The organism is Nitrosomonas oligotropha, from assembly GCF_900106555.1.
In the GTDB taxonomy this organism is placed as follows: Bacteria; Pseudomonadota; Gammaproteobacteria; order Burkholderiales; family Nitrosomonadaceae; genus Nitrosomonas; species Nitrosomonas oligotropha_A.
In genome coordinates, this window is record NZ_FNOE01000001.1 from 230939 (window position 1) to 253260 (window position 22322).

A 22322-nucleotide genomic window follows, 5' to 3' on the forward strand; every position below is an offset into this window, starting at 1 on the left:
CTGCATGCCGCTATGCTCTAACTTACTAACGAATGGACGGAAATATGACCGGGAAAGCTTGTTGTCAGCCAATGTTTATTCGATTCGGTTGGCAAAAATTTTTTGTGTCGAGCCGATAAAACGCAACCGCCAGCCAGTTTAAGCTGGCTGACAGTTGCACTCTGATTAATGCCCTATGGGATCGCGCTGTGCGGTTGTTAAGCCGCTTTTCCATGTTTCCGGCAGGTTTTGCACCCAACCGTTATAGACATTAGGAATGGCAAGTACTCCCTGGCCGCCAAATCCGGGTAAGCGGCTAACTGTATCATCGGTAGCCGTATTTCCACCGGTCACAAGTGGAACATATCCAGCAATCGTTGCATCGCTTAAGTTGCCGTCACCATTCGGGTCGGTATCGACAACGGCAAGCCGGTTAGAAAACTTGCTGGTGACATAAGCATAGTAACCGCCACCTTGTTTTGCGCCGAAGTTTGCGCCATGACAACCGGGATCACAATCCAGCATTGCAGCGATTGTATCGGTTGAGGTATCAACGACCACGATTTGCCCACCCATCGAAGCGATAACCATAGACTTACCGTCCGGGGCAACCGGTGTTTGAATGGGCAGTACGCCTACCGCAATTTTCCCGTTGCCGTCATTGTCCGCAAATGCTCCGGTAATCGGGTTGTAGTCAGCAATGAGGTTAACGGTTTTCAGCAAATTACCCGCTCCATCCAGCACGCTCAAGGTATGATGTAGCAGATTGGTCGCATAAATTTTGCTTGAATCCGGCATCATACCGATGGCAACCGGGTGCGCACCAGGAGCATTGTTTCCTGTGGGAGTTCTGGCTTCAATGCCGCCATTGCTGCCATAAATCCCGACGTCACCGGTACTGATATTCGGCGTTACGATCTTGCTACCGTCCGCGCTGATCCAATGTCCGTGCGGATGAGCCGTACTTTGCCCGGCTGCTTGCGTCGGCAATGCCTTGAAGACATAACTGGTGCCAGCTGGCATCATCATAATGCTGTCTTCACCGTTGTTTGCGATCGTGACATCGTCGGTAGATGGTAACGTCATCACATGGGAAGGTGAATAACCCACTTGTATGTTCTTGATCAATTTACCGTCGGCATGATTAATCAAGGTTAATTTGTTATCAAACCATTGGGTCTGGTAAACGACCGATTGATCCCGGTTGGTCCACATGTTATGCGGATTATTCATGTTGATCTCGGGTAATGCAATCTTGCGTTTGACAGTCCAATTACTGGCATCGACTACCGTGATCGTGCCCGGCTTGTATTTTCCGGCGGTTTTTTCGAACTGCGTATTAACCCATACTTCGCCCACGCCAGGCACGGCTGGTTTAGAACCGAATGCAATCGGCTGATCGCTATTCAGCACTGCGGATAACGGTGCTGCCAGCCCGCCGCTGGCGATATTGCCGAAAGGTGCGCCGGATATTCTGACCGGCAACGTTGGAAACTTCACGCTCCAATGGCCGGTTGAATAATCTTGCCAATTATCCGGTGCCGTGGCGATGAAAAATGTTTTCAGCAAACGGACCGCAAGGTCAGTGCTGGTTGGCAGCCCTTTGATGCCGGTCACCAGATCAATTTTATAATCTGCGGCCGGATTGCCTAGATCAAGACCTACAGTATCAGGATCGTCGACGATGACTGCGGCAAACATAAAGGGATGCACTTTACAAGTAAAGACGTACAGTCCCGGTGTGTCCAGTTTGACAATGCCGCCGCCCCGGTACGCTGTGGTTTGGTTGAAAGGCATGTGAGCCGCCCCTGATGGCCACAGCAGCGAGCTGATGGTATGCACGCCGTTGGTGTCCGACATGACAAAGTTCACGCTGCTGCCCGGAGCGATGACTTCCAAGGACTTGGTTTTAATATCCAGAGACTTATCTTCATCCGGGCCGGTTAATCCCACATCCTTGTTGCGCAATCCAACAATGGCATCTCCGCGCGCACTTCTGAACCAGCTGGCCGGTTCATCGCTGACTTCAAACGTCACCAAGCCGGGTTCGTCTTTAGGACCGAGCAGGATCCGTCCGTATGGCGATGCGCCGACTACACTGGCGCCACTACCACCGGCCGGTGCCACTTTGAAGCTACCGTGCATGCCGGCTTCCATATGTGAAACTAGATGGCAGTGATATTGCCAATCGCCCGCGCCGACGCCGCTGCCCGCTTTGACGGTGAAAGAATGAGTATCGGTGCCGTCTTGCAATAATTTGACGTCGATGGTCGCATTGGTACCGGTTTTAAACCAGCGATGCGCGTGCAAATGGAAAGTATGACCGGGTCCTACCGATAAAATATGGAAACGGACGATATCGTTTTCTACTGCGCCGGGATTCGGATTCGCCCAGAGCGGTTTTTGCGTTGTGCCATCGCCAGAGATTTCGGTGCCCCAGAAAGTTGAACCGACCATAAACAATACGAACTGTTTATCAATGTCCGCCTGCGCTACCGGCACGGTAGCGCCATTGTCGTCGATATACCGGTCGATTGGTCCGCTGGTGGGATCAACAATCAGCGCACCGAACAAACCGAGCATTTCCTTGCCGTTGCCATGGTAAACGAACGTACCGGATTTGTTGGCATGGAAAGTATAGTTTTGCGTTTGCCCTGGCAGTGCGTTCGCAGCGCCTTTGCCCTTGTCCTGCAAACCGGGCACGCTAAAACCGACTTCGGCCGATGTGGTGTTGGTCAGCGTCACATTGATCGTGTCGCCTTGTCTTACGAACAATGCCGGACCCGGAATCACGGCTTCGGCATCGCTGCCAAGAGCATAAGCTAATTGACCGTTCGGCAGGGTTTTGGCTGTGATATTAAAACTTTGCACCGCAGATAGCGCCATCGGGGATATCAGCGCAGTAATGGCAAACAGCATAAGAGCTGCTAGCATCGGAGCTGGATTCTTAATACCAAAAATATTTTTACTCATAGTGTCATCCTTATACTTAGGTATGTTGGCAAATGATTATTTGACGATAAATTGACCGGTCATACCCATCAGTTTGTTGGAGAAGTTGTTATCAACGTATTGCGTGCTGCCTTTAGCTTTCACGGCAAATACGTGTTTCTCAAGCGGGCCGATTGCAGCTTGATTGATAAGCTTGTTAGTTCCCGGATCGAACCATTTGTAGCCGTTCAATGAAAAATTGTGGATGTCGGTGCCCAATGCAATCAGATGAAATCTGACATCGCTGTTTTTGGCCGCGGATAATGATGGATTAACACCGTGTTTCGATTGCTGTTTGCTTGCGCCGTCGATTTCCATACCCCAGAAAGCATCGTCTCCGAGATAAAGCACATATTCTTTGGCGTAGGCAGCAGAACCGGCAGGATTAACGATAATGGCGCCGAACAGACCTCTGGTTTCGGCTCCGTTATGGGTTTCAAAATTGTGATCGTGATAAGCCCAGGTGCCTGCCGTTCCAGGCGCCACATCCCACGTGTAATGGTAGTCTTTGTACGAAGCTTCCAAACCATCGCCCGCGCCTTCGTCGTCGTGATTGTTAATCACCTTGAGCGTGCCGTCGCTGTCAATTTTGTAGTGAACACCATGCACATGCAAACTGACTTGTTTGCTGACGCCAGGAGTGTGTGTAAATGCACCCGGTATTGCGTTTTCAAGCGTTATTTCAACTTTATCGCCTTCGGTTAACACGATTGTAGGACCGGGAATGGTCGCATCATGACTGTAGCGGCCGGTGATGTCCGCGCCATCAACTATGTGGCTCAGCATCTTGTAAGCCATCAATTTATTACCGAATCCGTCGTTGCGCGTTTCTTCCGCAGTCATACGTATGATGTGATTGGCTGCGGAACTCTCTGCCACGGGCAGAAACGACATTGCGGATACAAGACAGATTGCAGCAAGCGATTGTTTTAACAAAGCGCTATTTGGCATCGCCAGCGAATTCCCGGGGAATTCCTTGACATGCCACTGTTGATTGGATTGAAACGTCATTATAAACACCCTCCTTTTTATGAAAAAGTGCACCACAAATGAAAAGGCGTAAGAAGCTTCCTGCAATTGAATGCCTGAAGCTTACGATTTCTTTTGTGATGTACGATTTGGTCTATAGATCGCAGAAGTTGATAGTTGCTTTCTATTTATTATTAATGCGGGCGGGAGTTTAACAAATCTATTTTCTGTTAAATAGAAGTCATTTGTCCTTAAGATGATGCTATTTTTCGTGATCTTGTGGGAAAAATGTCCCAAAAAGGTAGGATTCTTTGAAGTAGTTATATAACGGAGCTTTCAGGCACAGCTCAATCTGTTTCTTTACGCCAATTTTTCTATAAATAACAGAAAGTTGGTTCCTAACCGTTTTTTCCGTGACTAGTAATTGCGCGCTGATTTCTTTCGCCGATAAGCCTTTACATGCCAGATAGGCAATATGGCGCTCACTATCGCTTAATTTGGGTTGCTGCGATGAGCGTTTATCGGTTTTTATTTCTACCGGTGGATTGGAATCAAACTGCGCTTGCCAGAGCAGTTTGGTAACGTTGCGATCGAACCAGATTTGTCCCGAGTGAATGGCATGGATGGCTTTCAACAGCAAATCGGAAGAGTGATGTTTGCTGATAATGCCCATCGCTCCGGAGCGAAAGGTTTTTAGGTGCGTTTGTTCGCTATTCTGGTGAGAAAAAGCCAGTACCTTGCTTTGCGGACAAGCATGCAGCAATTTGGTGATATGTTCGGCATAGTTGCCACCGCTGAGCTGTAAATCCATAAGAACGATATCCGGCTTATGCTGTGCTGCCAGCTTGAATAAGTCTTCGATTGAGCTGGCCTCTGCAACGAGGTGAATGGAATGGTTGTTTTCAAACAGTGAACGCAAGCCGATACGCACGAGCTCAAAACTTTCAGCCACTAAGAGACGTATTTTTGTATGAGACTCCTCGACCATGCTTTTTAGTATTTTAAATTATATGTAGCCCTGAAAAGGAAGGGCTGATTTATTTGCAGGAGTCGTACCCAAATTACACCAAATCTCGTATTCGTTCGAGATATATTATGTAATATATAGATTATAAAGATAAATTATTCTATCTGTCTAATTTGGCAGTGGATTTTATCAAATTTACATGCTGATAAATAGATGGCATTTGTCCCTATGAAAATGTCATTATCGGGAATTTATCAGAAAAAATGTCCCTGTTGTGTAGGATTATTTGAAGAGATCAAACTGAGAAGCTATAAGACATAATTCAATTTGTTTTTTGACACCGGTTTTTCGGTAGATTGCAGATAATTGGTTACGAACAGTTTTTTCCGTGATATCCAGCCGTATACTTATTTCTTTAGCGGATAAACCTTGGGTTGCCAGAAAAGCAATGCGGCGTTCGCAATTGCTGAATTTAGGATGAGCCCAAATGCTGTCATTGCACCGTATTTCTGCCTGTGGATCGGAACTGGATTGCTCCTGTTGTTGCTCCGGTCCTGCGGTGTCACGGTTAAACCAGGTTTTTCCCGCATGAATGGCATGGATGGCATTCAGTAGTACTTGGGAGGAGTGGTGTTTGCTGATAATGCCTGATGCACCGGAATGGAATGCGAGTAAATTGATCGGTTCGCTGATGCAATCAGAAAATGCCAGTACCTTGGTTTGAGGGTGCAAGCGCGTTAATTTGCAAATGTGCTCAGCATCGACACTTTCACTTAACTGCCAATCAATGAGCGCCACATCGGGGCGATGCTCAGCTACCAGCGCAAAAAGATTGGCTATGTCGCTGGTTTCGGCGACCAGATGCACGGAGGCGTGATCCTTGAATAAAGTGCGTAAGCCTATGCGAATAAGATCAAAATTTTCTGCAACAAGTATACGAACTTTATGATGTAATCTATCCGTCATCCTGATTCTTGTAATATTTTGTTATAGGCATGGAGCGTGATTAAAAGGATTCTGCGAGCGATTTGAACCCGCTGCCGATTAAGGCTTATTTGTGATTGTTATTCTATGAATGAATGGCAGTGTGCCAAGCGGCAATAAGAAGCGGATAGCCGGTGTTATTTGCTGTTATGGCCAATCAAGATTGCCGGATGAATTTAAAAAAGAGATTTTAAGAAAGTGAAAATAAAAAATTTTTAATAAAATTTTTGTCAGATATTTTGAGATACCTTTTTTTACAATATCTTTTTAAAATTACTTATAACCCAATGAAAAATAATTGCTTCTATGTGTTTTTTTGCTGTCAGATTATTGGGTAATAATAAAAAATGAAATATAAGCAAAATCCTTATTGCAATATGGACATTTTATCGACAAAATATGCATACCCCTAAAAAAGGGGGATATATGTATATATATGAAAAATTAATTAAATTTAGTGGTCTTAGAATTTAAAATAAGGAGTAATAATTATGAAATTTGAATTAAAAAACCATATTACAAAAGCTGTAGCGCTGGCTTTGTGCAGTGCATTCGTTACCGCAGCTCAAGCTGCACCAACCACGATTACCAATGGTCTGACTTCAGCTACCATTGACGATGCAGGCTATTTCTATTCCGGTAGTGCCACCGGTTTAAACTTTGCAGGAAGAGAATTCGTTAACATCGATACAATGGCATCAAATTGGTCGCTCAATGCTAATGGCGGATCGATTGCGATTGCCGATGAAGTATTGGGTAATAATCCATTAGCTACCGTAGCTTTCGGACCGATCGCCGGTAGCATATCAGTCGTGACCAATCTTGGCGGTGGCGGTGGTGGTTGGGCTTTGACCGAAACCATCAGCATTCCAACATCGGGTGCTCAAGTTGGTCATGTTGCAGTAACCATTAATCTGACCAACAATACCGGATCTGATGCTACCGGTGTTCAATGGGGCGTTGGTATTGACCCAGATCAAGGTAGAACTGCTACTCCTGATTTAGGAAATGGCACAACAAATGATATCCTGGGGCTAGGAGGTGCAGCTGCTGTGAGAGCTACCAGTCTGGACGGATGGGCGGTAACACTGGCTAACACCACCAGTGCATCTGCATTCTCGATAGCTGGTTATGTTGATCCGCTTAGCTGCTGCAGCCCAGTCGATCCTGGTGTAATGCTGGCTGCTGCACAAGCAATTGGTAGCTATGGTTTTGCGGATAGCTCAATCAATCTGGCTTATGATCTAGGTGCTATTGCTAATGGTCAATCTGTTTCTTTCGGCTATGAATACATCCTGGCCGTTCCAGAACCAGAAACTTATGCAATGTTGTTGGCTGGTTTGGGTTTGATTGGCTTCTCAGCTCGTCGCCGTATCAGTGCTTAAGGCATAAAGCTTTAGTTCTCAAGAAACCCGCACTTCGCATTGAAGTGCGGGTTTTTTATATCCTGGTTTGTCATTCGAAATAAATTCAATCTATTTGATTAGGCAATCCGCAGCACTATAAAATCAAGCAAGTAAGTTCGATTCATAATAAAATCGCGCTTTTTGTAAAAGCTGAATCAACACTATGCATCCCATGCTGACCATCGCGGTGAAAGCCGCGCGCCGTGCCGGTAGTATTATCAATCAGGCATCGCAAAATCTGGATTTACTCAATGTATCGAAAAAATCGCACAGCGATTATGTCAGCGAGGTCGATGGCGCGGCTGAGGAAGCCATTATCAAGGTGTTGCAGACCGCTTATCCCGATCATGCGATTCTGGCGGAAGAGAGCGGGCACCGAGGCGATCAGAAAAATTCTGAATATCAGTGGATTATCGATCCTCTGGATGGAACGACCAATTTCTTGCACGGTTTTCCGAAGTACTCGGTTTCTATCGCGCTCAAGCATAAAGGTGCATTGAGTCATGCGGTGGTTTACGATCCCACGAATAATGAATTATTTACCGCCAGCCGTGGATGCGGCGCCTTTCTGAACGATCGCCGCATTCGCGTCGCTAAACGCACCAAGCTGGACGATTGCCTGATCGGCACGGGCTTGCCGTTTCGTGATTTGACGCACATCGATGCGTATTTTGCCATGTTGAAAGACCTCGTGCCGCGCATCGCGGGAATCCGCCGTCCGGGTTCTGCTGCATTGGATTTGGCGTATGTCGCGTGTGGCCGCTACGATGGTTTCTGGGAAATCGGTTTAGCGCCATGGGATATGGCGGCTGGATGTTTGTTGATTACTGAGGCCGGCGGACTGGTTGGTGATCTGGAAGGCAATGAAACACAATTGGAAAGTGGCCAGATAATTGCCGGAAATCCGAAGATATTCGGACACTTGCTGCAAGTGATCGCGCCGCATCTCACACCGGCGCTCATCGAAGTGCAGCGCGCGGCAAAATCTCAATGACCGGATGCTTCCGGTTGTTCCAACGGCAGATGCTCATTCTCACTGCCGGACTCAAGCAAGGATTTCATTTCTTCCAGCGGCGGCAGTTCTTCAATCGAGCGCAGATTCAAGTCGTCGAGAAAATGCGCTGTAGTGGCAAATAATTCCGGTTTTCCCGGCACGTTGCGGTGTCCGACTGCTTCAATCCAGCCGCGTGCCATAAGTGTTTTGATTATGGCGCTGGAAACACCAACACCGCGTATTTCTTCGATATCGCCACGAGTGACCGGCTGACGGTAAGCGATGATCGCGAGCGTTTCCAGAATCGCGCGGGAATAACGCGGTGCTTTTTGCGGCGTTAAGCGTTCCAAATACGACTGCATCTCTGCTTTGGTCTGAAAGCGCCAGCCGCTGGCGACAGTGACCAGTTCTATGCCGCTATCGCGCCATTCCTCGCGGACTTCCTCCAATAAATTCGCTAAGACCGCAGCACTTAACTCGTTATTGAATAATTTCCGTAATTCGCTGAACGGTAAAGGCTCTTGCGCTGTAAGCAAGGCGGCCTCCAGAATTTGCCTGGTTTTTGCAGGACTGAGCGAATCCTGTACTTCAGGCTGACTATACTCAGGCGGCATTGATCGAACGGACATAAATCATTCCGCTATCGGGAGATTGAGAGATTTCCAGCAGCAACTCCTTGGCCAATTCCAGGATAGCCAGGAAAGTGACGACGACTTCGGCGACGGTCGCCAGGGGGCTGAACAAATCATAAAATTCAACCTGCTCAAATCCGCGCAGATCGCGCAGCACTTGGCTCATATAAGCACGCACGGATAGGGCTTCGCGTTTGATGTGATGGTGGCGGTTGACTTTGGCGCGCGTCAGAATGGCCACCCAGGCGCTACGTAAATCGTCCATATTGATATGGGGTAATTGCTCGGTCCGTTTTTGTTCTATCCATACATGAATGATGCTGAAATCGCGCTCGGCTTGCGGTAATTGATTCAAGCGCAGCGCGGCTGTTTTCATTTGCTCGTACTCCAGCAAGCGCCGCACCAGCTCGGCGCGCGGATCGTGCTCTTCCTCCACAGCCGTCTTGGGATTCGGCAGCAGCATGCGTGATTTGATTTCGATCAGCAGCGCAGTCATCAGCAGATATTCGGCGGCCAGTTCCAGTTGATCCACGCGCATCATTTCGACATAAGTCATGTATTGCTGCGTGAGCTCAGCCATCGGAATATCGAGAATATTCAGATTGTGCTTGCGGATCAGATACAACAGTAAGTCTAGCGGGCCTTGGAAGGTATCCAGAAAAACTTCCAGCGCATCCGGCGGAATATATAAGTCCTGAGGAATTTCCAGCAGCGGTTCGCCGCAGATTCTGGCGACCGGCTGGGATTCGACGGCTTCAATAACCAGATTCACTGTTTCGTGCAATATGAGAACACATCAAGAATAACTGAGCCCCATCGCTTCGCGGATATCGCGCATGGTTTCTTCCGCCAGTTTGTTGGCTTTTTCGCAGCCATCGGCGATGATATTGCGCACCAAAGTCGGGTCTTCTTCATACTTTTTGATGCGCTCGTACATGGGCGCTTGTTCCGCGAGAATTTTGTCAATCACTGGCGTTTTGCAATCCAGACAGCCGATTTCCGCGTTCTTGCATCCTCGCTGCACCCATTCCCGGGTTTTGTCATCGGAGTACACCAAGTGGAACTGCCATACCGGGCATTTGGCCGGATCGCCTGGATCGCTGCGCCGTACACGCGCCGGATCGGTCGGCATGGTGCGGACTTTTTTGCGGATGCTTTCCGGATCTTCGCGCAGACTGATGGTGTTGTTATATGACTTAGACATTTTCTGCCCATCCAATCCCGGCATCCGCGATGCTTCGGTCAGTAATGTTTCCGGCTCGGTCAAAATCATTTTGCCGCCGCCTTCCAGATAACCGAACAAACGCTCGCGGTCACCCAGGCTCAAATTCTGCTGTTCGTTCAGCAACGAGCGGGCTTCTTCCAGCGCGTTTTCGTCGCCCTGCTCCTGATATAGGTTGCGCAACTCGGTGTACAGCTTGGATTTTTTCGATCCCAGCTTTTTGATCGCCGCTTCTGCTTTTTCTTCAAACCCCGGTCCCTTGCCATAGATATGATTGAAGCGGCGGGAAATTTCGCGCGTAAATTCCAGGTGTGGCGCTTGATCTTCACCGACCGGAACCCGGTTGGCGCGGTAAATCAGAATATCGGCGCTTTGCAACAGCGGATAGCCAAGGAAACCGTAGGTGCTGAGATCTTTCTCGGATAATTTTTCCTGCTGGTCTTTATACGTCGGCACGCGTTCCAGCCAGCCGAGCGGCGTCATCATCGACAACAGCAGATACAACTCGGCGTGCGCCGGGACTTTGGATTGAATGAATAAAATCGCCTGCGACGGATCAACGCCCGCAGCCAGCCAGTCGATGACCATGTCCCAGACATTCTGTTCGATGATTTCCGGCGTGTCGTAATGCGTTGTTAAGGCATGCCAATCGGCGACAAAAAAAAGGCATTCGTATTGCTGCTGCAACTTCACCCAGTTTTTTAATACGCCGTGATAATGTCCTAAATGCAGGCTGCCGGTGGGGCGCATACCTGATAAAACGCGATCAGCAAACATGTTGAAATCCTAAATGTAAAACGTTGTTAAATATATAACCCAAAAATGGATACGATGATGATTTTAGCCCAGAGAATCACCGGTCCGATCACGGTACTCAAAATACCGCTGAATAACAATACCAGCAATATCATAAAGCCGTAAGGCTCAATCCGGGAAAATTGGTAAGCCCAGCGGTGCGGTAGCAAACTCATGGTCATGCGGCCGCCGTCCAGCGGCGGTAGTGGTAGCAGATTAAGCACCATCAGGACGACGTTGATTTCGATTCCCGCGATTCCCATCAGCGCCAACGGTTTGGCAAAACTGCTCTCGGGCATGGCAAGCGCCAGCTTGATCATCAATGCCCAGAAAAACGCCATCAGCAGGTTGGCGCCGGGTCCGGCAGCGGCGACCCACAGCATATCGCGCTTCGGGTGGCGCAAATTGGCGAAATTGACCGGTACTGGTTTGGCCCAGCCGAACAAGAATCCTGCACCGACGGTCAGTTTACTGAGAACAAACAGCGATAGCGGCACCACGATCGTGCCGACAGGATCGATATGCCGCGCTGGATTGAGACTGATGCGCCCGGCGTCATAAGCGGTGAGATCGCCGAATTTCTTGGCGACATAACCATGCGCCGCTTCATGCATGGTGATGGCAAAAATTACCGGTAATGCGTAAATGGCGATACCTTGGATGATTTCATCCATGATCGATCCCGAAGGGTTCGAGGCTGCCTTTGCCTTGACGTACCAATACCGGCACGTCGGTCGTCAAATCGATCACGGTGGTCATGTCGATGCCACAGGAACCGGCATCCATGACTAATTCCACTTGATGTTCCAGGCGCTCGCGGATTTCTTCCGCATCGTTCAGCGGAAAATCGTCTCCCGGCAATATCAATGTGGAGCTGAGCAACGGTTCGCCGAGTTCTTCCAGCAGTGCCAGCACCACCGGATGATCGGGAATGCGCAGGCCGATGGTGTTGCGTTTCGGGTGTTGCATGCGGCGAGGTACTTCGCGGGTTGCCTGTAAAATAAACGTGTAGCTGCCGGGCGTTGTGGCTTTGAGCAGGCGGTATTGGCTGTTGTCGACTTTGGCGTAGGTGGCGATTTCCGCCAGATTGCGGCATACCAGCGTGAAATGATGGCGTTCATCCACTTCCCGGATGGTGCGAATGCGCGTCATCGCTTCTTTATCGCCGAGGTGGCAACCCAAGGCGTAGCACGAATCGGTCGGATACACGATGATTCCGCCGCTGCGCACGATGGCGACCGCTTGTTTGATCAAGCGTAAATGCGGGGTGTCAGTATGAATGGAGAAAAATTGGGCCACAGTGAAACGGTATCTGGATTATTTGAATTTCACATCAAAACATCAATACGCAAGCTCGGCTGTAATCGTATTTTTCCAATGCTGCCAGACCGGAGTGCAACCGGGTGGGAACTCAGGTAACTGCCCGAGATCGAAATGGCTTTCCCCCGGTCCGTGAAAATCCGAACCGCACGATGCCAGCAGATTTCTGTCCTTGGCATGCTGGGCAAACCGCTGTGCCTGCTCCAAGGTATGGCTGGATGTAACGACTTCGAGGCCTGATCCGCCGAGTGCGCAAAATTCGTCGAGCAAATCGCTGAGCACATTTTTGCCCAGATCGTAGCGGCCCGGATGCGCAATCACGGCGTGGCCGCCGCTACCGCAGATCCAGCTGACCGCATCGCTGAGCGAGGCCCATTCGTGCGGCGCATACCCGGGTTTGCCTTTAACCAGATATCTCTTGAAGACCGATTTAACATCCTTGGCATACCCTTGTTCAACCAGAAAACGCGCAAAGTGTGTGCGTCCGATCAAACGGCGCACACCGACATAGGCATAAGCGCCTTCCAGGCTGCCGTGGATACCGGTTTTTGCCAGCTCTGCGGCAATATTCTCGGCCCGTTGGGTGCGTCCGGCGCGAACGGCGGTCAAACCTTCAACCAGCGGCGCGTAACCCGGATCAATGTCCAGTCCGACGATATGCAAAGTGCGGCCGCGCCAGCTGACGGATATTTCCACGCCGTTTATAAATGTGATACTTTTCGTTTCGGCGGCCTGCCGCGCTTCTACGAGTCCGGCGATATCGTCGTGATCGGTTAACGCCAGCGTTTCGACGCCGCGCAAAGCGGCGCGCTCAACCAGTTGAGCGGGTGATAACACACCATCGGAAATGGTGGAGTGACAATGCAAATCAATATTGAGCATGTAAATCCGTTGCGCATCGCGGGACACGCATGATAGCAAATAACCCGATTGAAGAGAAATAATTGTATTGGATAATGAAAGAGATAGTTAGATCCATGATAGAAAAACCATTTTGTAAGGACTCCCAATGACTATGCTACAAACTGTTCGCGATCATCTGGCCGCTGCGCCGCATCGCAGCCTCTTTCTGGCAGGCGCGTTGCAAGGCGTGCTGACGGTATTATGGTGGATATTCGACCTGACAGGGCGTTACGGAATCGCCGGATCGATGACCGCTTGGAGCATCGTCCCGACCTGGGCGCACGCATTCCTGATGATTTATGGTTTTTTCCCGTTTTTTATTTTCGGTTTTCTGTTCACCACGTATCCCAACTGGATGAACGGTGAAAAGGTAAAACCGCAAGAATATATCGCCACCTGTGCTTTGATGGCGGCGGGCGTGGTGCTGTTTTATGCAGGCTTGCTGACGCACAAAGTCATCAGCATTACCGGCGTGGAACTGATGCTGGCCGGGTGGAGCATTGCCGTTTACGTGCTGTTTCGCATTCTGCTCACGACACCGGCGCAAGACAAGCGTCATGCCCAGGTCGCCAGCGTCGGGCTGTTGATGGGCTGGCTGGGCGTGGCGGCGTATTTGGTCTGGCTGGTTACTGACAGTGCGGTGGTACTCAATTTTGCCCGCCATGCCGGTATCTGGTTTTTCCTGCTGCCGATCGTACTGACCGTTTCGCATCGCATGATCCCGTTTTTCTCCAGCCGCGTGCTCGACAATTACGAAATGGTGCGGCCGTTCTGGATGCTGTGGCTGATGCTCGCTTGCATCGCCGCACACGGCTGCCTGCAATGGATGGAATTAACCACCTATCTGTGGATTGTAGATTTCCCGTTGGCCGGGTGCGCGCTGTATTTATCGTACCGCTGGGGATTTATGCGCAGCTTCCAAGTGAGCCTGCTGGCCGTGTTGCATGTCTCGTTTGCCTGGTTCGGTATCGCCATGTTGCTGTACACCGTGCAAAGCCTGGTGTATTTCGCCTCCGGTAGCCTGTTGTTCGGTCTCGCGCCGCTGCACGCCATCGGCATCGGTTTCTTCTCCGGCATGATCCTCGCGATGGCCTCACGCGTCACCCTCGGCCACTCCGGGCGGCCACTGGAACTCGACCGCATTACCTGGCTGCTGTTCCTGGGCTTCCAGGCGACCGCCGTGATCCGTATTCTGGCCGACCTCATCCCGGCGATTGCACCGATGTTTTACGTGTTGGCGGCGCTGGTTTGGTTGACGTGTTTTGGGTTGTGGGCGGTCAAGTTTGCACCGATTTATTGGCGTGCGAGGGTGGATGGGAAGGCGGGGTGATAAATTGCTAATTATAAGTGATTTTGTGTGATTTCGGACTGTATCTGGCAGTGAAGCAACACTTCAAGGGTAAATTTTTATGGGGCTGTAGTAGATCAGGTTAAATCTGAGTCCAAAATTTGAGTATTTTTAGTTGGTGTAAGAATTTCTGGCGTTGTTTATAGTATTTGGAAGAATGCTGTAAATAAACATACATAAACGCACCCGATTAACTTTATTGGATCGCCAGGAAATCTGGCGGCTATATCAAACCCGGCTGTGGAAGGTAGCGCATTTGGCGGAACGCTTCCATGTCAGCCGGCCAACGATTTATGATGTCCTGAAACGCACGAGACTCCAGGAATTTACTCCAAGCGCTATAACAAGTCTTACCCAGGCGAGCTGGTTCACTTCGATACCAAGCGACTTTCCTTGTTGAAAGGACAATCCGCCAATGAACCTCGCGAATATCTGTTTGTGGCCATCGATGACTTCTCCAGGGAGCTGTATGCCGTATTTTCCCAATAAAACTCAGCACAGCTAGCTTTCTCATAGACACTGTCATTGCCCAATGTCTGCATCAGATCGACTGCGCTTATTCCGATAACGGTACGGAATTTAAAGGAACTGACAACCATACTTTCGGCAAAGCTTGCAGGCAACATCGTATCGGTCAGAAGTTTACCCGTATTAAGCGTCCACAAACCAACGGCAAAGCCGAACGAGTCATCCGCACGCTAATGGATATGCGACATAGCCAACTTGCTTTAAAGATAGCGCCGATCGGCGCATTCTGCTTTCCCATTTCATTGACTTCTACAATACCGTAAAGCCCCATATGAGTTTGAATAATGCAACCCCTTATGAAACACTCAACGCTTATTTTAATCAACCTCTCTGTAAACAACCCTGATATTTCTTACACTTCGGGATTTGTTCAGTGGTTTCTTAAATAATCTGTTCCAACTACCAAGCTAGTAAAACCGGTAACTTGTTTGCAGTTCCAGGCTATCGAAATTTATGATTTGCAACATCAAATTCCCGGTGCAATTTTTATAAAAAAGCCGGATATTTTTAACCGCCGCTGTGCTATTCTTGCGGCATTTTTTTACAGCATAAGAAGATATGGAACAAAAAGATAACACTCAGAAAACACGAGCGCGGGGAATTCCCGCCATTGCACATTTTCTTTTCTTCACCCGCTGGTTGCAGTTGCCTTTATATCTGGGATTGGTGTTGGCGCAGTGCGTGTATGTGTTTCACTTTTGGGTTGAGTTGACCGATCTGATCGGCGCCGTGATGGGAAACAAAAATGCATTGGAGCATATCCTCGATACCGTTACGATCAAGGGTGCGGAAAGACCGGCCAAGCTGACCGAAACGGCCATCATGCTCGTCGTGCTGGGATTGATCGACGTGGTGATGATTTCGAATCTACTGATCATGGTTATTATCGGCGGGTATGAGACTTTCGTCTCACGCATGAATCTGGAAGGACATCCAGATCAGCCGGAGTGGTTGTCGCATGTCAATGCGTCGGTGTTGAAAGTGAAACTGGCCACGGCGATCATCGGTATTTCGTCGATTCATTTGTTGAAAACGTTTATCAACGCCGGTGCTTATGACGAAAAGACATTACTGGCGCAAACAGGCATCCACATGGCGTTTTTGTTTTCGGCGCTTGCCATCGCCTATTGCGATCGCATTATTACGCAAACCAGTTTGCAGTCGGACGATCACTGATCGCAACCGTTTACTGTCTCAGGCTACAGCCGTTGCATTGTCCAATATCCGCAAGATACCCTGTAACGCTGTAGCTACGGCCTGACGCCGGACGGCTTCGCGGTCGCCGGTAAAGTAACGGGTTTCTTGTTGCACTAAGTCATCCTGAGCCGCCCAAGCGAAGCACACCATGCCGACGGGTTTCGTTGCTGTGCCGCCGTCCGGTCCGGCGATTCCGGTAATCGATACACTGATCTGCGCATGGCTGCGGTTGAGTGCACCGATGGCCATTTCTTGCGCGGTTTGCGGCGAGACGGCACCATACCGGTCCAAGGTGGCTTGTTGCACCCCGAGCATTTCCCGTTTGGCGGCATTGCTGTAGGTGATATAGCCGCGTTCATACCAAGCCGAGCTGCCCGGCACCGCCGTCACAGCTTGTCCCACCCAGCCGCCAGTGCAGGATTCCGCAGTTACCAGGATCCAGCCGCGCTGAACAAGGTTTTGCCCTGTTTTTACCGCCAGGTCATAAATATTGTGTTCAATATCAGAAATTTTCGGCTCCGGAATCGTACGTTACGGAAAAATAGAGCAATTTTCCCGTAATGATTATAGGTGAAGCGAATCGTTTTTAGGCATGGATTTATTTTTTACTTTTTTACGGCGAGTGCAGTACTATTTAGTCAAAAGTGTTTCCTGATAAGCTGGACGGCAAAAAGGGCCGCTTTCATTTCAATCATGACTAAGAGGTATGCAGATGCGAAATTTTTTACTGGCAATAATGATTTCAGTTATTCCGGTACCAGTATTGGCAAGTGATGTTGGGGTTACCATCAGCATTGGCCAGCCCGGGTTTTATGGTCAAATTACGCTGGGCAATCAGTATCCGGTGCCGCAATTGATTTATCCGAATCCTGTTTTGGCAATTCCTCCTGCTGTCGCTGTTCAGCAGCAGCCGGTTTATCTGTACGTGCCGCCCGGCCATGCTAAACGATGGGACAAATACTGCCATCGTTACAACGCCTGCTATCAACCGGTCTATTTTGTGCAACGTAACTGGTATAACGATGTTTATCTGCCGCATTATCAGAGCCAGCAGATGCATCCAAACAGACAATACGATAGTCCGGGCCGCTATGATGAGGGGCGCGATTCAGATCGTTACCGTGAACGCTACGGTGAATCACGCCGCTATCCGCAGGAAAATTCTCAAGGCCGGCACGGTGACCGCGATCATCCTGGCCGAGGAGATCACAAGAATCACGATAAGGATGATCACGGAAATCGCGGCAAAAAAGATCATGATCGCGGGAATCAAAGGGATTAATGACGCGATAAACACATACCCTAGCGTAAATGTTCATCCATAAAAGCGCCCAAGGTTCTTTTCCACGCCGGTTGCATAAAAATGAAACCGGTATTGTGACCGCCTTCCAGCGGTAAAAATTGCTTCGGTTCGGGTGCCGTCTGAAATAGCCGCTCGCCATGATGAAACGGAACGATGTCATCCTGCGGGCTGTGCGCGATGAAAACCGGGCAGGATACCGACTGTAGCGATGCCAGCGTGTTGTATGCAAAGCGGCTGATCCACCGTACCGGCAGGAATGGGTAGATTTCTCCAGCCAGTTCGGGAGCCGAGGTAAAGGTCGAAGCCAATACCAGCAAACCGGGTTTTTCCCGTGCTGCCAGCCAAGCTGCCACCGCGCCGCCGAGCGATTCACCGAACAGGACAATCCGCTTGGGCGCAATTTCCTTCGTCGTAGTCAAATAATGCCAAGCTGCTTCTGCATCCAGATACGTGCCGGATTCCGACGGTGTGCCGCTGCTCTGGCCATAACCGCGATAATCGAACAATAATGTGTCATAACCCAGCCGCTTGAACATGGTCAGGTAATTGATGCGATGGGAAATATTGCCGGCGTTGCCATGAAAGAACAATACCGTGCCTTTGGCATCCGGCACGGGCATCCACCAGCCATGCAATGTTTCGCCGTCGCTGGTAGGGATGTGGACCGAGCTATAATCCAGCCCGACTGCGCCGGGGGTATTACCGAGCTGTTTTTCCGGGAAATAAACCAGGCGGGATTGGCCAAAATACACCAGCAAAACAATCACTACATACGCGACAAGCAGCGTGATCAGCAGATTGAGCAGCATACGCAGCATGTTACGCGCATTAAGGCTGCTGCAGATTGATCACGATATTCGCGCCGAGCTTGCCGGTGGTAAATGCGGAATCGCTGAATCTGGGAAAACCGGCAGATTGTTCAGGATTGTTCGATAAACCAAAAGGTTCGAGCGGTAACAGATTCCAGTTCTTTTTTAATTTCCGGTCACCGTCCAAGTCCTGATAAACCGCCACGGCATAAGTGCCGGTCCGATCAAGATTGATGCAAGCGGTTTGCTGCCCTGCGGCTGCCGGGATGCGCACTTTGCGTTTGCGCCCTTTTTTGGAGAGAAAATGATCCGGATCATCGTACAACTCGATGTTTAAAGCACCACCGGCTATTACATTTTTTACCGTCACCCTGACCTGAGCGGTGCGTGTATTGCAGGTGTCAGGCGCATCTTTCGGATTGATATTGAGTGTTCCGGCGGACTGGGATGGCGTTGCGATCAGAAAGCCCAGCGCGAGGATGAGCAATGGGCGAGGCAATTTTGCAAAAAATAGAGGGGTCAGTTTTTTCATTGCGTCAGAATAAGTGATGGTTATCGAAGCGAGTTAATGGGATGCGGTTGAGTATGAACATCGCGCGAACGCTTATTTCAATGAAAACTCAGCTTTGCTGCCTTTCTTTTGAGCGCTCTCGCCGGTTTCGTGGATACCGACGACAAAAATGCGCTCGCTGGAAATCTCGCCATGCTCGACCAGCCAGTTGCGTGCAGCGTTGGCGCGGTTCTCCGCCAATGCTTGCAAGTCGCTATCGGTAACTGTGAGATGGTTCAGAATGAGTTGTTCCATTTCAGCGCTGGGAAGGCTTTTGGCCAATCCGATGGCGTTCTTGGGTTTGTCGAAAGATTCCTTTTTGTAGACGATTTCAAGATATTTGTTGTATTCCTGCGGAGTCAATTTGATATCCGTGATGGCGCCGCTGGCGATGCCTTTTTTGGTGTCTTCGGCTAATTTCTGCGCTTTGACTTTGTTTTGCAACATGGCCAGCTTCAGTCCTTCGTGATCCGTATCCGGATCGACACGGCCGGAAATTTCCAGTTGCAGTGATGAGCGGTCTTTTAAAACTCCGGCTAAGGTTTCCAGGCGCTGCGCAGATTCAGTCTCGATATCCGCAAAGCCGGGTGTAAAGGAAATCTCGGATAATTCCTCACCGCCTTCAAATACCGATCCAAGCAGCGCGAAAGGCGAAGTGATCGCCTTGGAGATCATGTTGATAAACGCTGAAAAGACAATGTCGCCGAGATTGAAGTCGGGATCGTCGATGGAGCCCTTGAGCGGCAGATGAAGATTGATTTCACCGCGGCGATTCTTAAGCAGCGAGATGGCGAGATCGAGCGGGAGCGATACTGCATTTTCACTCTCGACTTTCCCGCCGAGGGTGAATTGATCGATAAAAATCTTGTTATCCGCTGTCAATGCGCCATTCTCGATCTGGTAATTGACGTCAGCCGATAGTTTTCCCTTCTCAATTTCGTAACCGATATATTTTCCCGAATAAGGGCTAAATGGCGGCAGATCGATACCTTTAACCTGTGCAACGATATCCAGCAGCAATTCGGCACTGAACGGATCGATGGTTCCTTGAATATGCAAAGGCGCGGTCTTGCTGACCATGCCGCGGATATCGACTTTTCCTGATTTGCCCGGATTGAGCGGGCCAACCTGGCCAGCAAGCGCGGTCAGCTTGGCGCGGTAATTCGGTTTAATAAACCGGTCGTTGAAATCGATGTTGCCTTGTTGCAGGTAAATCTTGCCGATATGCACCGGTGTTTCGCTTTTTGCCCTGGTTGCGCCAAGATCCTTGGATGCCGCTGCGGCAATCGATGCGACCGGTTCCGACGGTTTTCCGGTTTGAATGATTTGTTTCAGATTGAGCGTGCCATCCGGCTGAATGATCATGCGCGCAAAGAAATCGCTCAAATAAAGTGTGTTGATATCCACCAGCAGCGGATCATTGCTGAAGTTGAGGTGGCCGATTTCCAGTTTTTTCCAGCGCAGCAAATCATAGGCATTTTTACTATCGAAGATATTGAAGTTGCCCAGTTTTCCTTCACCGCTCAATTGAATTTTTAACGGATCGCCGCTGGCCTTGAAATTTCCCGCGAAAGAAATGTCACCGCTGGTAAGCAGCGCGGTGAGTTTGTCGCCCAGCCAGCCTTGCAGCGATACCAGATCAACCGCATTGAGGTTCAGCAGCAAGTCCGCTGACAACGGCGACCATGCCAGTGCACCGCTGGTTTTGATGCTGCCGTGTTGATTGACTTGTCCTTGTAACGTGAGTTGCAGCGGCTCTACGCCGTCAAGATCGATGTCTTCCAGCGCCAAATCGAGCGAATCGATAACCATCGGAGTGACTTTCGTGAGCGACAAATCTTCATAGCGCAGCTTGGCCGATTTGAATTGGATGCTTTTGATGTGCGGCACCCAAGGCTTACCGGCAGAGGATTTTTTCTCGCTGCTGCCACTATCCGCGCGCGCGAGTTTCTGCTGCTGCGGTTCTTTTCCGGCTGTTTGGGTAGCGTTGGCAGGACGGGCGGGTTTTCTGCCAGGAATCGGAATCAGCACCCGCTCTGCCGGTGCGCTCATGGAAGACTCGGCAGAACCGGAAGATTCAAACAGCCGGGAAAGATCGAGATTTCCCTGCGCATCGCGGCGTAATGTTGTGTTAAATCCGTCCAGTGTAATGGTGCCTAAGGCAATTTTTTGTGCCGCGGTATTGATGGTGATATCAGGAATGGCCAATTTGGCGAGCGATAGCGCCGGTTCTTTTTCGCCATCGCGCGTCAGTGCGGCTTGGTCGATATGGAGTTTTATCCGCGAAGGTTGCTTTCCGGTCGGATCGGCTTTGGTCAACGCGATATTCAAATGTTTCAATTGCGCCTGATAAGGCGCGGCTACGGCACTATTCTTAAGGGTGAGCTGCCGCAGCGAAGTGGCGCCGGTCACTTCTATTTGCGGTTCTTTATCCGCTTCCTGGGTGAAAGAGAGATTCAGGTTACTGTCGTAAAAACCGGAAAGCAAACGAATTCCTTCCGGCAAAGTGACATAGCGGTCAAAGCGGGTTAAATCCGCATTATCCAGCTTAAAAGTCAGCGTTGCTTCCTGAGTGGCGGCAAAAGGACGCAATTTACCGTCCAGTGATAGAAGTGCGCCGTTAATTTTCGAGCTGAAATGCGGCGCTATCCAGTCGTTTTGCGTACCGCCGGTATTGGCGACGATTGGAATATCGAAATTGATTTCACTGATGCTGTGTTCGGCATGTTCGTGCTGATCGATAAATTCAACGCGCCCGCCTTGAATAGCGATATTGCTGATTGAAAAAGGAATAACGGTTTTATTTGCAGTATCCTCCGGTTCCGCCGGTTGATTGAACCGTTCCAGTAAATCGGAGATATTCAACTGATCTTTGCTTTTCCGCACCAGATGCAGTTGCGGTTCTGTCAGGGTGATGGACGAAACCACAGCGGCGCGTTGCTTGAGCGATTCCAAGCTGAGACCGATGTGCAGCGTGTTGAAGGAAAAAAGAGCCGTGTTTTTTTCAGTGTTATCCGCTTTCTCGTCAATGCGGAAACCCTGTATGTTCAACTCGAGCGTGCGCGGTTTTAGTTCAATCGATGCAACCGTTACCGGGCGTTGCAGAATTTCTGAAAGGCGGATTTCGAGCTGCGATTTGGCATAACCGGGCAGCCAGTAGGTGCCAAGCGCAGCTAATACGGCAAACAGAACCGCAATTACGCCGAGGATAATGCCCAGCCGTTTGTATCGAATAACACGTTGCTGCGAGGTCGGAGTCATAGCGATGCCCTGTCAATTTCTACAGCGAGTTAGCGAAGTGTTCAAAACATTTTAGATGGATATGATGTTGATGATATAAATTTCTAACCGGGGGTAAATTGAGCTGCTCAGAAACTATTGCAGAATCAATCTGATCGCTCAATTTACGAAATTTACCGGAACCG

Annotated in this window: 20 protein-coding genes and 1 pseudogene; 7 read left to right on the forward strand and 14 right to left on the reverse strand. The window is 49.7% G+C overall.

The annotated features are described in order from the left end of the window. Positions 1-165: 165 nt before the first annotated feature. From BLU57_RS01125 to BLU57_RS01140, 4 genes are all read right to left on the reverse strand, one after another. The gene (locus BLU57_RS01125) at positions 166-2952 is read right to left on the reverse strand and encodes a multicopper oxidase domain-containing protein (protein ID WP_256206032.1); all 2787 of its coding nucleotides are present in this window, start codon (positions 2950-2952) and stop codon (positions 166-168) included. Between the two features lie 36 nt (positions 2953-2988). Further along, complete coding sequence (locus BLU57_RS01130; protein WP_090315141.1) at positions 2989-3981, reverse strand: multicopper oxidase domain-containing protein; 993 nt, start codon at positions 3979-3981, stop codon at positions 2989-2991. Between the two features lie 220 nt (positions 3982-4201). Beyond that, a complete protein-coding gene (locus BLU57_RS01135) occupies positions 4202-4891 on the reverse strand; it encodes a response regulator transcription factor (protein WP_256206031.1) in 690 nt (229 codons plus the stop codon). A 297-nt stretch (positions 4892-5188) separates the two neighbouring features. Continuing rightward, positions 5189-5872: a response regulator transcription factor gene (locus BLU57_RS01140; RefSeq protein ID WP_090315145.1), complete on the reverse strand. Its 684-nt coding sequence runs from the start codon at positions 5870-5872 to the stop codon at positions 5189-5191. Between the two features lie 509 nt (positions 5873-6381). Here BLU57_RS01140 and BLU57_RS16395 point away from each other — a divergent pair. Together BLU57_RS16395 and BLU57_RS01150 are read left to right on the forward strand one after the other, a co-directional pair. Beyond that, complete coding sequence (locus BLU57_RS16395; RefSeq protein ID WP_256334334.1) at positions 6382-7275, forward strand: PEP-CTERM sorting domain-containing protein; 894 nt, start codon at positions 6382-6384, stop codon at positions 7273-7275. Positions 7276-7459: 184 nt separating this feature from the next. Then, positions 7460-8290, forward strand: coding sequence for an inositol monophosphatase family protein (locus BLU57_RS01150; RefSeq protein WP_090315146.1), 831 nt, complete (start codon positions 7460-7462; stop codon positions 8288-8290). Here BLU57_RS01150 and scpB read toward each other — a convergent pair. Genes scpB through BLU57_RS01180 form a run of 6 tightly spaced genes read right to left on the reverse strand, consistent with a single transcriptional unit; the run spans position 8284 to position 13141 of the window. Further along, positions 8284-8919 carry an SMC-Scp complex subunit ScpB gene (scpB, locus tag BLU57_RS01155; RefSeq protein ID WP_090315148.1) on the reverse strand — a complete coding sequence of 212 codons (636 nt, stop codon included), beginning with the start codon at positions 8917-8919 and terminating at the stop codon, positions 8284-8286. The two genes, BLU57_RS01150 and scpB, sit on opposite strands and share 7 nt — an antisense overlap. Then, positions 8894-9694 (reverse strand): segregation and condensation protein A, encoded by an 801-nt coding sequence (locus BLU57_RS01160; protein WP_090315296.1) that lies wholly within the window; start codon positions 9692-9694, stop codon positions 8894-8896. Before BLU57_RS01160 ends, scpB begins: the two co-directional genes overlap by 26 nt. 24 nt (positions 9695-9718) lie before the next feature. Beyond that, a complete protein-coding gene (locus tag BLU57_RS01165; protein WP_090315150.1) occupies positions 9719-10921 on the reverse strand; it encodes a tryptophan--tRNA ligase in 1203 nt (400 codons plus the stop codon). 26 nt (positions 10922-10947) lie between these two features. Further along, on the reverse strand, positions 10948-11613 hold the full coding sequence (locus BLU57_RS01170; RefSeq protein WP_090315152.1) for a site-2 protease family protein: 666 nt from the start codon (positions 11611-11613) through the stop codon (positions 10948-10950). After that, the gene (locus BLU57_RS01175; protein WP_090315154.1) at positions 11606-12238 is read right to left on the reverse strand and encodes an L-threonylcarbamoyladenylate synthase; all 633 of its coding nucleotides are present in this window, start codon (positions 12236-12238) and stop codon (positions 11606-11608) included. The genes BLU57_RS01170 and BLU57_RS01175 overlap by 8 nt, the downstream gene beginning before the upstream one ends. A gap of 42 nt (positions 12239-12280) precedes the next feature. Beyond that, positions 12281-13141, reverse strand: coding sequence for a 3',5'-nucleoside bisphosphate phosphatase (locus tag BLU57_RS01180; protein WP_090315157.1), 861 nt, complete (start codon positions 13139-13141; stop codon positions 12281-12283). Between the two features lie 133 nt (positions 13142-13274). Here BLU57_RS01180 and BLU57_RS01185 point away from each other — a divergent pair, with 133 nt between their 5' ends. From BLU57_RS01185 to BLU57_RS01195, 4 genes and pseudogenes are all read left to right on the forward strand, one after another. Continuing rightward, complete coding sequence (locus BLU57_RS01185; protein ID WP_256206030.1) at positions 13275-14492, forward strand: NnrS family protein; 1218 nt, start codon at positions 13275-13277, stop codon at positions 14490-14492. Positions 14493-14709: 217 nt separating this feature from the next. Continuing rightward, positions 14710-14910 carry a helix-turn-helix domain-containing protein gene (locus BLU57_RS16800; RefSeq protein WP_218131614.1) on the forward strand — a complete coding sequence of 67 codons (201 nt, stop codon included), beginning with the start codon at positions 14710-14712 and terminating at the stop codon, positions 14908-14910. Between the two features lie 339 nt (positions 14911-15249). Beyond that, positions 15250-15384: pseudogene (locus BLU57_RS16805) on the forward strand (integrase core domain-containing protein); the annotation flags it as partial. Positions 15385-15596: 212 nt separating this feature from the next. After that, positions 15597-16214, forward strand: coding sequence for a YqhA family protein (locus BLU57_RS01195; RefSeq protein ID WP_090315161.1), 618 nt, complete (start codon positions 15597-15599; stop codon positions 16212-16214). A gap of 18 nt (positions 16215-16232) precedes the next feature. On the opposite strand, the gene BLU57_RS01200 is transcribed toward BLU57_RS01195, so the two are convergent. Continuing rightward, the gene (locus BLU57_RS01200; protein ID WP_090315163.1) at positions 16233-16760 is read right to left on the reverse strand and encodes a CinA family protein; all 528 of its coding nucleotides are present in this window, start codon (positions 16758-16760) and stop codon (positions 16233-16235) included. Positions 16761-16971: 211 nt separating this feature from the next. Between BLU57_RS01200 and BLU57_RS01205 the strand changes: the two genes are divergently transcribed. Further along, positions 16972-17517: a hypothetical protein gene (locus tag BLU57_RS01205; RefSeq protein WP_176776335.1), complete on the forward strand. Its 546-nt coding sequence runs from the start codon at positions 16972-16974 to the stop codon at positions 17515-17517. A 20-nt stretch (positions 17518-17537) separates the two neighbouring features. Here BLU57_RS01205 and BLU57_RS01210 read toward each other — a convergent pair whose 3' ends face one another. From BLU57_RS01210 to BLU57_RS01220, 3 genes are all read right to left on the reverse strand, one after another. Beyond that, complete coding sequence (locus BLU57_RS01210; RefSeq protein ID WP_256206029.1) at positions 17538-18356, reverse strand: alpha/beta hydrolase; 819 nt, start codon at positions 18354-18356, stop codon at positions 17538-17540. A 10-nt stretch (positions 18357-18366) separates the two neighbouring features. Continuing rightward, positions 18367-18879 carry a DUF2141 domain-containing protein gene (locus BLU57_RS01215; RefSeq protein WP_090315165.1) on the reverse strand — a complete coding sequence of 171 codons (513 nt, stop codon included), beginning with the start codon at positions 18877-18879 and terminating at the stop codon, positions 18367-18369. Positions 18880-18951: 72 nt separating this feature from the next. Beyond that, complete coding sequence (locus BLU57_RS01220; RefSeq protein ID WP_090315167.1) at positions 18952-22158, reverse strand: DUF748 domain-containing protein; 3207 nt, start codon at positions 22156-22158, stop codon at positions 18952-18954. Positions 22159-22322 lie beyond the last annotated feature (164 nt).